11 protein-coding genes and 1 pseudogene are annotated in these 13762 nt (G+C 68.1%); 8 read left to right on the top strand and 4 right to left on the bottom strand.

Going from position 1 to position 13762, the window contains the following annotated elements; genetic code table 11:
- Positions 1-8 precede the first annotated feature (8 nt).
- On the bottom strand, positions 9-1124 hold the full coding sequence (locus G6N54_RS00890; protein WP_163788137.1) for a branched-chain amino acid aminotransferase: 1116 nt from the start codon (positions 1122-1124) through the stop codon (positions 9-11).
- A 54-nt stretch (positions 1125-1178) separates the two neighbouring features.
- Complete coding sequence (gene gcvT / locus G6N54_RS00885) at positions 1179-2294, bottom strand: glycine cleavage system aminomethyltransferase GcvT (protein ID WP_163788136.1); 1116 nt, start codon at positions 2292-2294, stop codon at positions 1179-1181.
- Positions 2295-2339: 45 nt separating this feature from the next.
- On the opposite strand from gcvT, the gene G6N54_RS00880 reads away from it, so the two are divergent.
- The 3 genes from G6N54_RS00880 to G6N54_RS00870 all read left to right on the top strand — a co-directional run bounded on the left by G6N54_RS00880 (position 2340) and on the right by G6N54_RS00870 (position 5665).
- Positions 2340-3443, top strand: a complete 1104-nt coding sequence (locus G6N54_RS00880; protein WP_163788135.1) for an adenylate/guanylate cyclase domain-containing protein — start codon at positions 2340-2342, stop codon at positions 3441-3443.
- Positions 3444-3473: 30 nt separating this feature from the next.
- Positions 3474-5030 carry a leucyl aminopeptidase gene (locus tag G6N54_RS00875; RefSeq protein WP_163788134.1) on the top strand — a complete coding sequence of 519 codons (1557 nt, stop codon included), beginning with the start codon at positions 3474-3476 and terminating at the stop codon, positions 5028-5030.
- 257 nt (positions 5031-5287) lie between these two features.
- The gene (locus G6N54_RS00870; RefSeq protein WP_372513271.1) at positions 5288-5665 is read left to right on the top strand and encodes an aminopeptidase; all 378 of its coding nucleotides are present in this window, start codon (positions 5288-5290) and stop codon (positions 5663-5665) included.
- Here the strand turns inward: G6N54_RS00870 and G6N54_RS00865 are convergent.
- Positions 5633-7399 (bottom strand): SDR family oxidoreductase, encoded by a 1767-nt coding sequence (locus tag G6N54_RS00865; RefSeq protein WP_163788132.1) that lies wholly within the window; start codon positions 7397-7399, stop codon positions 5633-5635. The two genes, G6N54_RS00870 and G6N54_RS00865, sit on opposite strands and share 33 nt — an antisense overlap.
- Positions 7400-7596: 197 nt before the next feature.
- Between G6N54_RS00865 and sucB the strand changes: the two genes are divergently transcribed.
- From sucB to G6N54_RS29640, 3 genes are read left to right on the top strand one after another with little or no spacing between them, the layout of a single operon-like run.
- The gene (sucB, locus tag G6N54_RS00860; RefSeq protein ID WP_163788131.1) at positions 7597-9351 is read left to right on the top strand and encodes a 2-oxoglutarate dehydrogenase, E2 component, dihydrolipoamide succinyltransferase; all 1755 of its coding nucleotides are present in this window, start codon (positions 7597-7599) and stop codon (positions 9349-9351) included.
- 14 nt (positions 9352-9365) lie between these two features.
- Positions 9366-10277: a TIGR01777 family oxidoreductase gene (locus G6N54_RS00855; protein ID WP_163788130.1), complete on the top strand. Its 912-nt coding sequence runs from the start codon at positions 9366-9368 to the stop codon at positions 10275-10277.
- 2 nt (positions 10278-10279) lie between these two features.
- A complete protein-coding gene (locus tag G6N54_RS29640; RefSeq protein ID WP_179969139.1) occupies positions 10280-10483 on the top strand; it encodes a hypothetical protein in 204 nt (67 codons plus the stop codon).
- A 60-nt stretch (positions 10484-10543) separates the two neighbouring features.
- Here the strand turns inward: G6N54_RS29640 and G6N54_RS00845 are convergent.
- Positions 10544-11939, bottom strand: a pseudogene (locus tag G6N54_RS00845) (HNH endonuclease signature motif containing protein).
- A gap of 180 nt (positions 11940-12119) precedes the next feature.
- Here G6N54_RS00845 and lipB point away from each other — a divergent pair.
- Complete coding sequence (lipB, locus tag G6N54_RS00840) at positions 12120-12806, top strand: lipoyl(octanoyl) transferase LipB (RefSeq protein ID WP_163788129.1); 687 nt, start codon at positions 12120-12122, stop codon at positions 12804-12806.
- The gene (gene lipA / locus G6N54_RS00835; RefSeq protein ID WP_163788128.1) at positions 12803-13741 is read left to right on the top strand and encodes a lipoyl synthase; all 939 of its coding nucleotides are present in this window, start codon (positions 12803-12805) and stop codon (positions 13739-13741) included. The genes lipB and lipA overlap by 4 nt, the downstream gene beginning before the upstream one ends.
- The last annotated feature ends 21 nt before the right edge of the window (positions 13742-13762 follow it).

The raw sequence follows: 13762 nt of genomic DNA, 5'->3' as shown, positions 1-13762 counted from the left end.
CGTGCAGACTAGCCGAGCCGGGTCATCCAGCCGTGCGTGTCGGCGAAGGTCCCCCGCTGAATACGGGTCAGCGTGTCGCGCAGCGCCATCGTCACTTCGCCCGGCTGGCCGTCGCCGATGGTGAACTCGCTGTCGGCGTGCTTCACCCGCCCAACCGGGGTGATGACGGCCGCAGTGCCGCAGGCGAATACCTCGGTGATCTCCCCCGCGGCGGCCTTCTTCTGCCACTCGTCGATATCGATCTTGCGTTCTTCCACGGCGAATCCGGCATCAAGTGCCAACTGCAGCAACGAATCCCGCGTGATGCCGGGCAGCAGCGAACCGGACAGCTCCGGGGTGACCAGCCGCGAGGTGCCGCCGCTGCCGAACACGAAGAACAGGTTCATGCCGCCCATCTCTTCGACGAAGCGACGCTCGGCGGCATCGAGCCAAACCACTTGGTCGCAACCGTTTTCCGCGGCCTCGGCCTGAGCCACCAGCGACGCGGCATAGTTGCCGCCGAACTTGGCCGCGCCGGTACCGCCCGGGCAAGCCCGCACGTAATCCGTTGACACCCAGACGTCGACGGGGTTGATGCCGTTTTTGAAATACGCACCGGCCGGCGAACCGATCAGCAGGTACCGGTAGTGCTTGGCCGGCCGCACTCCCAGCCCGGGCTCCGTCGCGAAGACGAAAGGCCGCAGATACAGCGCTTCTTCGCCGCCCGCTTTGGGCACCCACGCGTTGTCGACGGCGATAAGCTGGCGCAGAGATTCGAGGAAGAGCTCGTCGGGCAGCTCGGGGATCGCGATCCGCCGGGCCGACGCGCGCATTCGGGCGGCGTTGGCGTCCGGCCGAAATGACACCACCGAGCCGTCGACCCAGCGGTAAGCCTTGAGCCCCTCGAACACTTCCTGCGCGTAGTGCAGCACGATCGCCGACGGGTCCAGCTGGATCGGGCCGTACGGAATTACCCGCGCGTTGTGCCAGCCCTGTCCTTGAACTGTCCCGTCGTAGTCGACCGAAACCATGTGGTCGGTGAAGAACTTCCCAAAACCCGGGTCGGCCAGGATGGAGTCGCGTGTTACCTCACTCGCGGGATTAGACGCGCGTTGAACGGTGAACTCGAGAAGGCCGCTCGTCATGCGCCGATTGTATATGCGCGCACCAATGGGTTTTACCTCGTGAAGCAGCGCTGGCTAACGGGTTTTCAGCTCGACGAACGGCGGGCGGACTACTTCGCACTCCGCGGCCCGACCCCGCACGTCGACGGTGACTTGCTGACCGTCGTCGACACCGGCGTCGGTGTCGATCAACGCCAGCGCGATGCCGGCCTGCAGGGTCGGCGAAAATGTGCCGGATGTGGTGAGCCCGACCGGTTTATCCCCGGCCAGCACGGTCAGCCCGGGCCGCAATACCCCGCGGCTCGTCATCCGCAGACCTCGCAGCAGCCGTCGCGGTCCGGCCGCCTTCTCGGCCAGCAGCGCGTCACGGCCGAAGAACGCGTCCTTCTTCCAGCCGATCGCCCAGCCGCATCGCGCCTGCAGCGGCGAAATGTCGAGCGACAGCTCGTGCCCGTGCAGCGGATAACCCATCTCGGTGCGCAACGTGTCGCGGGCGCCCAGGCCGGCCGGTTCGCCGCCGGCGTTGGACACCGCCGTCACCATCGCGTCGAACACCACACCCGCGGTGTTCCAGGGCGGCAGCAGTTCATAGCCGTGTTCGCCGGTGTACCCGGTGCGGCACACCCGCACCGGCACCCCCGAGAACGACGCGTCGGCGTAGGCCATGTAATCCATGTCGGTCGGCAGGCCCAGCTCGGCCAGCACGTCGGACGATCGCGGCCCCTGCACCGCCAGCACCGCGTAGTCGCGGTGCAAGTTGGTGATCGTCAGGCCGGCCCCCAAACCGGCCTCAGCGGTCGCCTGCAGCGCCTCTACGACCGCCGCGGTGTTGGCGGCGTTGGGCACCAGGAAGATCTCGTCGTCGCCGACGTAGTAGGCGATCAGGTCGTCGATGACGCCACCAGATTCGGTGCAGCACAACGTGTATTGCGCCTTGCCCGGCTCGATGCGGCCGAGGTCGTTGGTCAGCGCGGAGTTGACGAACTGCGCGGCACCGGAACCGCGCACCGACGCCTTTCCGAGGTGGCTGACGTCGAACAGGCCCACCGCATTTCGCGTCGCGTTGTGCTCGCTGACGGTGCCCGCATAAGACACCGGCATCAGCCAGCCGCCGAATTCGGCAAAACTGGCGCCCAACTCGCGATGACGGTCTTCCAATGGTCCCTTGAGTAGCTCCGGCGCATCGCTCACGAGATCCGACCCTAATCGTCACCCCTGCCTGGCACACTCAGGTGGGTGGTCGATTTCCCGGACTTCGAGGCGCTGGAAGCCGCCGGGGTGGTCAACGCCCGCGAGCGGGCTGACCTGATCAAGTACCTGGACGGCCTTGGCTTCACGACCGACGAGATGGCCGAAGCCGAGCTCCGCGGCCGGCTGTTCGGCCTGGCCGGCGATGTGCTGTCCTGGTCGGGCCGCCCGATCTACACACTGCAGACCGCGGCGGAGGAACTCGGGGTAGCGGCCGAGGACGTCGCGCGTGCCTGGACCTTGCTCGGCCTGACCGTCGCCGGCGCCGATATTCCGGTGCTCAGCCCGGCCGACGTCGACGCCCTGGCGACCTGGCTCGCGCTCAAGACGGTGGTCGGCGCGGACGGCGCGTTCGGCCTGCTGCGGGTGCTCGGGGCCGCGATGGCCCGGCTGGCCGAAGCGGAAGCGACAATGATCCGCGCCGGAACGCCGGACATCCAGATGAACCACACCCACGACGAGCTCGCCACAGCCCAGGCGTACCGCTCGGTCGCGGAGATCATCCCGCGGCTCGGGGCACTGATCGACATCGTGCACCGCCATCACCTGATCAGCGCGCGAACGCACTTCGAGGGTGTCCTTCGCGACACGTCGTCGGCGGTGGTGTGCGGCGTGGGTTTCGCCGATCTGTCCGGCTTCACCGCCTTGACGCAGGCGCTAACGCCCGCGGAGTTGTCGCACATGCTCAACGAGTTCGCCGGCACGGTCTCCGACGTGGTGCATGCCGACGGCGGCCGAATCGTTAAGTTCATCGGCGACGAGGTGATGTGGGTGAGTTCGGCGCCCGAGGCGCTGCTGCGGGCGGCGGTCGACCTCGTCGAGCATCCCGCGGCGCGCGAGGAGGGACTGCAGGTCCGCGCCGGCCTGGCGTGGGGCACGGTCGTGGCCATCAACGGCGACTACTTCGGCAACCCGGTCAACCTGGCAGCCCGACTGGTGGCCGCGGCGGCGCCGGAACAGATCCTGGCCACCGCCGAGCTGCACGACAAGTTGCCCGACCGGCCCGCGGTCGCCCAGAGCCCGTTGACGCTCAAGGGTTTTGAGGAGCCCGTCACCGCGTTCGACCTGAGTGCGGGGGCACTGCCGAGCTGACGCCGCCCCCGGTGACTAGGGTGTTTACGCGTGAGTACCGAACCGGGTTACCAGGCCCCTGCTGTCACTGTCGCCACATCGCTGCCCAAACGTGGGGTGGGTTCGTCGGTATTGATCGTGCCGGTCGTCTCGACCGGTGACGAAGACCGGCCGGGCGCCTCCGTCGTGGGCGTCGAGCCCTTCCTGTCCGAGGAGACGGTCGCCGAGATCCTGACCGGCCTGCGAGCGCTGGACGCCACCGGCGGCAGTGAGCAGGTACACCGGCTGGTGGTCTCGTCGTTGCCGGTGGCCAGCGTGCTCACGATCGGTCTGGGCAAGCCGCAATCCGAATGGTCTGCCGACGTCATCCGGCGCGCCGCCGGGGTGGCCGCACGCTCGCTGGGCAAGGCCGAAGCGGTGATCACCACGCTGGCCGAGCTGCCCGGCGAGGGCGTCGCCGCCGCGGTCGAGGGGCTGATCCTGGGCAGCTACCGGTTCACCGCGTTCCGCAGCGACAAGACCGCGCCCAAAGACAAAGGGCTGAGCAAGATCACCGTACTGGCCTCGGAAACTGCGGGGGCGAAGGAGGCCAAGAAGCAGGCCGCGCACGGTGCGGCCGTCGCGACCGCGGTCGCCACCGCGCGCGACTTCGTCAACACACCGCCCAACGCCTTGTTCCCCGCCGAATTCGCCAAGCGCGCAAGGGCTTTGGGCGAGTCCGTCGGCCTCGAGGTAGAGGTGCTCGACGACAAGGCGCTGCAAAAGGGCGGCTACGGCGGCATTGTCGGCGTCGGACAGGGCTCGTCGCGGCCCCCGCGACTGGTCCGGCTGATCCACCGCGGTGCCAAGCTGGCCAAGAAACCGAAGCAGGCAAAGCGAGTGGCCCTGGTCGGCAAGGGCGTCACGTTCGACACCGGCGGCATCTCGATCAAGCCGGCCGCCTCGATGCATCACATGACCTCGGACATGGGCGGTGCCGCCGCGGTGATCGCGACCGTCACGCTGGCCGCGCAGCTCGAACTGCCGATCGACGTGATCGCCACCGTGCCGATGGCCGAGAACATGCCGTCGGCGACGGCGCAGCGCCCGGGCGACGTGCTCACCCAGTACGGCGGCATCACGGTCGAGGTGCAGAACACCGACGCCGAGGGCCGGCTCATTTTGGCCGACGCGATCGTGCGGGCGTGTGAGGACGAGCCGGACTACCTGATCGAGACGTCGACCCTGACCGGCGCGCAGACGGTGGCGCTGGGCGCCCGCATCCCCGGGGTGATGGGCAGCGACGAGTTCCGCGACCGCGTCGCCGCGATCTCGCAGCGGGTCGGCGAAAACGGCTGGCCGATGCCGCTGCCCGACGAGCTCAAGGACGACCTGAAGTCCACGGTCGCCGACCTGTCCAACATCAGCGGGCAGCGCTTCGCCGGCATGCTGGTGGCCGGGGTGTTTCTGCGCGAGTTCGTCGCCGACGGCGTGGATTGGGCACACATCGATGTGGCCGGCCCGGCCTTCAACACCGGCAGTCCGTGGGGGTACTCGCCGAAGGGTTCCACCGGCGTGCCCACCCGGACGATGTTCGCGGTGCTGGAAGATATCGCCGAAAACGGCTGAAACGGCGCGCGTTTAGCGCGCTCACGTCCCGGATAGCCTCTCCGGCAATCGCTGATCGACGCGAGGCGCGTCATAACGGTGCGAAGGTTATTTCTCGCCGTGGCCGCTCAGATTCGGAAACCGCGCCGTCTTCTAATTCATCGCCGAAAATGCGTCCCCTTCTTCTAATTTAGATTCGAAAAAACATTGACGCGGTAGGCCTCCGGCGTCTTTACTCGACTTGGGGAAACTTCTGTACTCAACGGGGGGAAACCGTGATGTCACGATGGATGATTGTTGCCGTGGGCGCCGCGCTTTTGCTGGCCGGCGTCGTCGGGCTCCTGGTGCCGATATCGGTGTCGGATGGCGGCGGATCGATTGGGTGTGGAAACGCCGTCGCCACCGATGAGACGGCGGCGATGCGCGCGACAGACATGCGCGCGGCGCGCATGCCGATCGTCCAGCAATTCGTCCCACGCACCGACTACAGCGTGCTCTGCGATACGTCGGTGACGAACCGGCGCATCTGGACCGTGCCGCTGGCGTTGCTGGGAACGATCGGTATCGCCGGCGCGCTGTTGGTGCGCAGGCAACGTGAGCTAGCACTCGCGACCCCAGCGAGCTCAGATCACGCGGAAGCGCGCGGTGCTGCGTAGCGCTTGCGGCAGCAGCCGCGACACTCCGTAGAGCGCGTAGGCTTCCGGCGCCACCGGTCGAATCGCCTTGTTCTTCTGGACCGAGGACAGGATCGCGTCGGCGACCTTGTCGGGCCCGTAGCGGCGCAGCGCGAACATCTTGCCCAGCTGACCTCGCCGGTCGTCGACCTGCCCGTCCTGCTTGCCGGCGGGCGCGTCGAACCGGGTGGCGTTGACGATGTTGGTGTCGATCAGACCCGGACAGATCGTGGTCAGCCCGACGCCGGCGGCGTCGAGTTCGGCGCGCAGACAGTCGGAGAACATGTAGGTCGCCGCCTTGGAGGTGCAGTAGGCGTTCAGTGACTGCAGCGGGGCGTAGGCGGCCATCGACGACACGTTGACGATGTGCCCGCCCGTGCCGCGCTCGACCAGGCGCCGCCCGAACGCCCGGCTGCCGTTCACCACGCCGCCGAGGTTGACGTCGAGCACCCGGTCGAACTGTTCGGCCGGGGTGTCCAGGAACTGCCCGGCCTGACCGATGCCCGCGTTGTTGACCACGACGTCCGGCACACCGTGTTCGGTGCTGACCCGCTCCGCGAAGGCCTCGACCGCGTCGGTGTCGGACACGTCGAGCACGTAGGCGTGCGCGATCCCGCCGCGCGCGGCGATCTGGGCGGCGGTCTCCTTGACGGCGGCCTCGTCGATGTCGCTGACGACCAGCTCGGCGCCTTCCCGAGCGAAGGCGTACGCGGTCTCGCGCCCGATTCCGCTGCCGGCGCCGGTGACCGACACCAGGGTGTCGCCAAAGGCCCCGCGCGGGCGGCCCACCTGCGCGCGCAGCAACGCGCGGCTGGGCGGATTGCCGGCGGCGAGGTCCGCGAAGTCACCCACCGCGGCGGCCATCACCTGCGGGTGCGACATCGGCGAAAAGTGGCCGGCCCTGATGTCGCGCCGCCACAGCCGCGGCACCCAGCGCGCGGTCTCGTCGTAGCCGTACGGCCGGACGTAGCGGTCGCGGGTGTTGACGATCAGCTGCACCGGCACGTCGACGACACCGATGGGCTGGCCGCGCACGGAGAATGAACGAAAGTAGTTGGCGGGATAGGTTTTAACCGAGGTGGCCGCGTCCGCGGCGATGTTGGCGGAGTGACGGATCTGCTCGTCGGGAATGTTATCGACGACACGGCGCCGCAGTGCGCGCACCGAGAAAGCCGCCCAAATCAGCAGCGGCGCCAGCAGCGGGACCGAGAAGAACACCATGTAGGTCAGCCGCAGTGCCTGACTGATCGAGCGGGCAAACCGGCGGGGCCGCCACGGCTGGCGAAGGCCGGCGAAGATGTACTCGACCAGCTGCTCGTGGCTCGGGCCGGACACCGACGTGAACGACGCGACCCGGTCACCTGCGCCCGCGCGTTTCAGGTACTCCCAGATGCCCACCGAACCCCAGTCGTGGGCCAGCACATGCACCGGCTGGGCGGGGCTCAGTTCGCTTGTCACCGCCGCGAAGTCGTCGGCGAAGCGAGCCATCGCGTACGACGAGACTTTCTTGGGCGCCCCCGACAGTCCGACGCCGCGGTTGTCGTAGCGCAGGATCCGGAACCGCTCGGCCAGCAGCGGGACGACGCCATCCCACAGCACGTGCGAATCGGGCCAGCCGTGCACCAGCACGACCGTGGGACCGTCCGGGTTGCCTTCCTCGTAGACGGCGATGCGGACACCGTCCGCGCTGACGACGAACCGCTGTGTTGCCGGCATCGACCTCCGCCTCCCCGCGATCGGGCGCTGATCGCCCGTGGCAATTCGGCACACCGTAGCAAGCGGGTCAGCCCTGGCTGCGTGCCGGCGCCGAGGCAATGACAGGATAGTTTTGACATCAACTTGCAGTACACCGCCGTGTGGTAAGTCAGATGTCGACCTGCGCGGACCCACGAGCAATCGAGGAGTCAATAGAGATGGCCTTCTCCGTCCAAATGCCGGCACTCGGTGAGAGCGTGACCGAGGGGACGGTCACCCGCTGGCTAAAGCAGGAAGGCGACACGGTCGAGCTCGACGAACCGCTTGTCGAGGTGTCGACCGACAAGGTCGATACCGAAATCCCGTCGCCCGCCGCGGGTGTGCTGACCAAGATCGTCGCCCAGGAAGACGACACCGTCGAGGTCGGCGGTGAGCTGGCCGTCATCGGCGACGCCTCCGAGAACGGCGCCTCGGAACCGCCCGCCGAAGCGCCCAGCCAACCGGCGGCGGAGGCCGCCCCGGAGCCCGAGCCCGAGGCCCAGCCGGAGCCCGAACCGCCCGCCCAGACCGCCCCGCAGGGCGATGGCAGCGCGACCCCGGTCCTGATGCCCGAACTCGGCGAATCGGTCACCGAGGGCACCGTCACCCGCTGGCTCAAGAAGGTCGGCGATTCGGTTCAGGTCGACGAGGCGCTGGTGGAAGTGTCCACGGACAAGGTGGACACCGAGATCCCGTCACCGGTGGCCGGAGTCCTGCTCAGCATCACCGCCGACGAGGACGCGACCGTGCCGGTCGGCGGCGAGCTGGCCCGGATCGGCTCCGGCTCCGCTGCGGCCGCCCCGCCGCCGGCTCCCAAGCCCGAACCGAAGCCCGAACCGGCGCCCCAGCCCAAGGCCGAGGCCCCGCCGGCCCCCACACCCGCTCCGGAGGCCCCGCCTGCTCCCAACCCGCAACCCACGCCCGAGCCGACGCCGGCTCCGCAAGCACCGGCCCAGCCCAAGGCCGAGGCCCAGAGTGACGGCAGCCCGTACGTGACGCCGCTGGTACGGAAGCTGGCCAACGAAAACAACATCGACCTTGCCGCGGTAACAGGCACCGGCGTCGGTGGCCGCATCCGTAAGCAGGACGTGCTAGCCGCAGCCGAGAAGAAAAAGGAGGCCGCGAAGCCGCCCGCTCCGGCCGCGCCTGCTCCTGCGGCTCCAGCCGCCAAGGCTGCCGCGGCTCCGAGTCCGGCGCCTGCGCTGGCTCACCTGCGTGGCACCACGCAGAAGGCCAACCGGATCCGTCAGATCACCGCGAAGAAGACCCGCGAATCCCTGCAAGCCACCGCGCAGCTCACCCAGACCCACGAGGTCGACATGACCAAGATCGTCGGGCTGCGTGCCAAGGCCAAGACGTCGTTCGCCGAGCGCGAGGGCGTGAATCTGACCTACCTGCCGTTCATCGCCAAGGCGGTGATCGACGCGCTGAAGATTCACCCGAACGTCAACGCCAGCTACAACGAGGACTCCAAGGAGATCACCTACTACGACGCCGAGCACCTCGGTTTCGCCGTCGACACCGATCAGGGTCTGCTCTCCCCCGTGGTCCACAACGCAGGCGACCTGTCGCTGGCCGGGCTGGCCCGCGCGATCGCCGACATCGCCGAGCGCGCCCGTACGGGCAACCTGAAACCGGACGAGCTGTCCGGCGGCACCTTCACGATCACCAACATCGGCAGCCAGGGCGCGTTGTTCGACACCCCAATCCTGGTCCCGCCGCAGGCCGCGATGCTGGGCACCGGGTCGATCGTCAAGCGACCACGCGTGGTGGTCGACGACGGCGGCAACGAATCCATCGGGGTGCGCTCGATCTGCTACCTGCCGCTGACCTACGACCACCGTCTGATCGACGGGGCCGATGCCGGACGATTCCTCACCACGATCAAGCACCGGCTTGAAGAGGGAGCGTTCGAGGCCGACCTAGGGCTGTAGAGAGGCTTAGCGAATTGGCCAAGCCCGTCGTCGCGATTGCGGGTTCCTCCGGCCTGATCGGCTCCGCCTTGGCTGCGGCTCTGCGCGCCGCCGACCATCGGGTATTGCGCATCGTGCGCCGCACCCCGTCGAATCCCGATGAGCTGCACTGGAATCCGGAGAGTGGGGATTTTGATCCCGACGCACTCACCGAGGTCGACGCCGTCGTCAACCTGTGCGGCGTCAACGTCGGGCGGCGCCGGTGGTCGGGCGCGTTCAAGCAGAGCCTGCGCGACAGCCGCATCACTCCGACCGAGGTGCTGGCCACCGCGATCGCCGACGCCGGCGTCGAGACCCTGATCAACGCCAGCGCCGTGGGCTACTACGGCAACACCAAAGACCGCGTGGTCGACGAAAACGACCGGGCGGGAACGGGTTTCCTCGCCCGGCTCTGCGAAGACTGGGAGGCCGCGACGCTGCCGGCCCAATACCGCGGTGCCCGCGTGGTGCTGGCCCGCACCGGCCTGGTGATCGCCGCGGCGGGCGGTGCCCTGCGCCGGATGCGCCCGCTGTTCGCGGTGGGTCTGGGCGCCCGGCTGGGCAGCGGTCGTCAGTACATGTCGTGGATCAGCCTCGAGGACGAGGTACGGGCCTTGTTGTTCGCGATTTCACACCCGTCGCTGTCCGGCCCGGTGAACATGACCGGGCCCGCGCCCGTCACCAACGCCGAGTTCACCACCGCCTTCGGCAGCGCGGTCAACCGTCCGACCCCGATGATGCTGCCGGCCTTCGCGATACGGGCCGCACTCGGAGAATTCGCCGACGAGGGGCTGCTGACGGGCCAGCGCGCCATCCCGTCGGCGCTGGAGCGCGCCGGTTTCCAGTTCCACCACAACACCATTGGCGAAGCGCTGGCCTACGCCACGGCTCAGCGCGACCAGGACTGAACATGTACCTGATTACCGGGGCGGGTGGGGGTATCGGCAGCGTCAGCCGATCCGTGGTCGAGGAGTTGCGCTCCCGGGGAGCACAGGTGCGCGCGATGGTGCACCACGACAATGCACGCGCCACCGACGACGTCGAGCGCATCACCGGCCAGCCCGCACTGAGCGTCGAGCAGTACGTCGCGGCAAATCCCCAGCTGTTCGCGTAGCGGTAGGCATGCCAGCGGCCCGCCGCGCCCGGAAGTTGATCCCTACGTCGCCTGGTCGTCTTAGTTGCGTAGGAGTTTGTGGGGGTCGTGGTAGGCGTTCGTGCGGGGTTGGCCGCTATCGAGGTGGGGTGGCGGGATCCATTCGGTGTCGCCATTGGCGCGTTTTCGGGTGGTCCAGCCGCTCGGTTGTAGGAGCCGGTGGTGGGTTCCGCAGGCCATGGTGAGGTTGTCGATGCCGGTGGTGGGTTCCGCAGGCCATGGTGAGGTTGTCGATGCCGGTGGTGTGGCAGACGGAGTAGTCGGTGACGTGGTGGACTTCGCAGTAGTAGCCGCCGACGTCGCAGCCGGGTGCGCTGCAGCCACGATCCTTGGCGTACAACACGATTCGTTGCCCCGCTGAAGCCAGGCGTTTGGAGTGATAAAGAGCCACGGGTTTGGCGTTGTCGAACACGGCGAGGTAATGGTGGGCGTGGCGGGCCAGGCGAATGACGTCGGAGATGGGCAGTCTCGTCCCGCCGCCGGTGATGCCATTTCCGGCGACGGCTTCCAGTTCGGCCAGGGTGGTGGACACGATGATCGACGCCGGTAGTCCGTTGTGCTGACCCAACTCCCCCGACGCTAAGAGCGCACGTAGCGCGGCATTGAGGGCGTCGTGATTGCGCTGCGCGGCGCTACGGGGATCGTGATCAATGGCGTCCTGGGAAGGCGCACCATCCACGCACGGAGTCTCGTCGGCGGGATTGCACATGCCCGGCGCGGCGAGCTTCGCCAACACCGCCTCCACAGTCGCGCGCAGTTCCGGGGTCAACCAGCCGCTGAGTGCGGACATGCCGTCGGCTTGCTGGTTGCCCAGGGTGAGGCCGCGGCGATGTGCCCGGTCGTCGTCGCTGTAGTTGCCGTCGGGGTTGAGCAGATCGGCGATGTGTTCGGCGAACCCGGTCAGCTGGTCGGGGCGGTATTGGGTGGCTAGTCGGGCGAGGTCGGCTTCGGCGGCGGTGCGGGTCTCGATGTCGATCCAGCCCGGGAGCTGATGGTAGAAGCGCCGAATCACCGCCACATGCTCACGACCCAGCTTTCCGGCTCGCTGCGCGGTAGCAGTCGCGGCCAACACCGGTGGCAACGGTTCACCGGTCAAAGCGCGCCGCTCACCGAGGTCGGCGGCTTCGCGGACCCGCCTGCCGGCGTCGGCGCGGCTGATTAAAGTCGCGTCGGCGATCGCATGCGACAGTTTGCCGCCCAACTCCGCCGGCGTGGCCTCCTGCTGCAATTCATTGATCAACGGGTGTTCGCCGGCGGAGAGAGTACGTCGCACGTTTTCGTAGCGTCGCAAAGCCTCGAGTCGCTCTTCGGTGCACAACATCGCCGTGTTGCCTTCGACGATGGATTTCAGCACTGTGTCGACCACATCAAAAGCCGCCGTGAAAGCTGGCGCGTCGGCGATGACAATCGAACTCATACCCCGAAACTAGACCCGGCCACCGACAGAAACCTTCGCCGCGAGACCACTGAAACATAAGTGACACAAGGGATTTCACGAGTGTGCACTGATGGCGATTGTCGCTCAAAGGCGGGCATATAGACGCATCCCTATCCGGCCGATCGGGCCGCTGGGCAGCACCCGAGTAATCTCGCGGTCATGAGCTCTATCCGGTCGCAGACCGCCGCGATCGACGTCCGTCAACTGCGGACGGTCGAATATCGCACCGCCTGGCAGCTGCAGCGCGACCTGGCCGACGCCCGTGTCGCCGGCGGCAGCGACACCCTGCTGCTGCTCGAGCACCCCGCTGTCTACACCGCCGGACGGCGCACCGAGCCGCACGAGCGACCCGCGGACGGTACGCCTGTCGTCGACACCGACCGCGGTGGCAAGATCACCTGGCACGGCCCGGGGCAATTGGTCGGCTACCCCATCATCGGGCTAGCCGAACCCCTCGATGTGGTGAATTACGTTCGGCGCCTTGAGGAATCGCTGATCAAGGTGTGCCGCGATGTGGGCCTGGACGCGGGCCGGGTCGACGGCCGCTCCGGCGTGTGGCTGCCCGGGCGGCCCGCCCGCAAGATCGCCGCGATCGGCGTCCGGGTCTCCCGGGCGACCGCGCTGCACGGGTTCGCGCTCAACTGCGACTGCGACCTGGGCGCCTACGCCGCGATCGTGCCGTGCGGCATCACCGACGCCGGGGTGACGTCGTTGTCCGCCGAACTCGGGCGCACCGTTACCGTCGACGAGGTCCGCCCGGCTGTCGCGGCGGCCGTGTGCGACGCCCTCGACGGCGTCTTACCGGTGGGGGCACACGACACCACCCGCGTAGCATCAGCGATGTGACTGTCGCTCCCGAAGGCCGCAAATTGCTGCGGCTGGAAGTGCGCAACGCGCAGACCCCGATCGAGCGCAAGCCACCCTGGATCAAGACACGGGTCCGGATGGGACCGGAGTACACCGAGCTCAAAAGCCTGGTCAAGCGCGAGGGTCTGCACACCGTCTGCGAAGAGGCCGGCTGCCCCAACATCTTCGAGTGCTGGGAAGACCGGGAAGCCACTTTCCTGATCGGCGGCGACCAGTGCACCCGCCGCTGCGACTTCTGCCAGATCGGCACCGGTAAGCCCGCCGAGCTGGACCGCGACGAGCCCCGGCGGGTCGCCGAGAGCGTGCAGACGATGGGGTTGCGGTACGCCACCGTCACCGGCGTCGCCCGCGACGACCTGCCCGACGGCGGGGCGTGGCTGTACGCCGAAACCGTGCGCGCCATCAAGGAACTCAACCCGTCGACCGGTGTCGAGCTGCTGGTCCCCGATTTCAACGGCGAGCCGGCCCGGCTCGCGGAGGTTTTCGAATCGCGCCCGGAAGTGTTGGCGCACAACGTCGAAACGGTGCCGCGCATCTTCAAGCGAATCCGGCCCGCGTTCACCTACCAACGCAGCCTGGGGGTGCTCACCGCGGCGCGCGAGGCCGAGCTGGTCACCAAGAGCAACCTGATCCTCGGCATGGGCGAGACCACCGACGAGGTGCGCACCGCCCTGGCCGACCTGCACGACGCCGGCTGCGACATCGTCACCATCACCCAGTACCTGCGCCCGTCGGCGCGCCACCACCCGGTGCAGCGCTGGGTGAAGCCCGAGGAGTTCGACGAGTTCGCGCAGTACGCCGAGGGTCTGGGCTTCGCGGGCGTGCTGGCCGGGCCGTTGGTGCGCTCGTCGTATCGGGCCGGGCGGCTCTACGAGCAGGTCGTACGCAGCCGCGCTTCGGACGCCCTGGGGTAATTGGGGCGGCCGCCTCGTATC

The organism is Mycobacterium stomatepiae (genome assembly GCF_010731715.1).
Lineage (GTDB): Bacteria > Actinomycetota > Actinomycetes > Mycobacteriales > Mycobacteriaceae > Mycobacterium > Mycobacterium stomatepiae.
This window is presented reverse-complemented; position numbering and strand designations above follow the sequence as displayed.

Bases quoted from the DNA above. Each gene is read 5' to 3' on its own strand.
- sucB (WP_163788131.1), top strand. From the start codon at position 7,597: ATGGCCTTCTCCGTCCAAATGCCGGCACTCGGTGAGAGCGTGACCGAG.
- lipB (WP_163788129.1), top strand. From the start codon at position 12,120: ATGAGCTCTATCCGGTCGCAGACCGCCGCGATCGACGTCCGTCAACTG.
- G6N54_RS00870 (WP_372513271.1), top strand. From the start codon at position 5,288: ATGTCACGATGGATGATTGTTGCCGTGGGCGCCGCGCTTTTGCTGGCC.
- G6N54_RS29640 (WP_179969139.1), top strand. From the start codon at position 10,280: ATGTACCTGATTACCGGGGCGGGTGGGGGTATCGGCAGCGTCAGCCGA.
- G6N54_RS00865 (WP_163788132.1), bottom strand. From the start codon at position 7,399: ATGCCGGCAACACAGCGGTTCGTCGTCAGCGCGGACGGTGTCCGCATC.
- G6N54_RS00890 (WP_163788137.1), bottom strand. From the start codon at position 1,124: ATGACGAGCGGCCTTCTCGAGTTCACCGTTCAACGCGCGTCTAATCCC.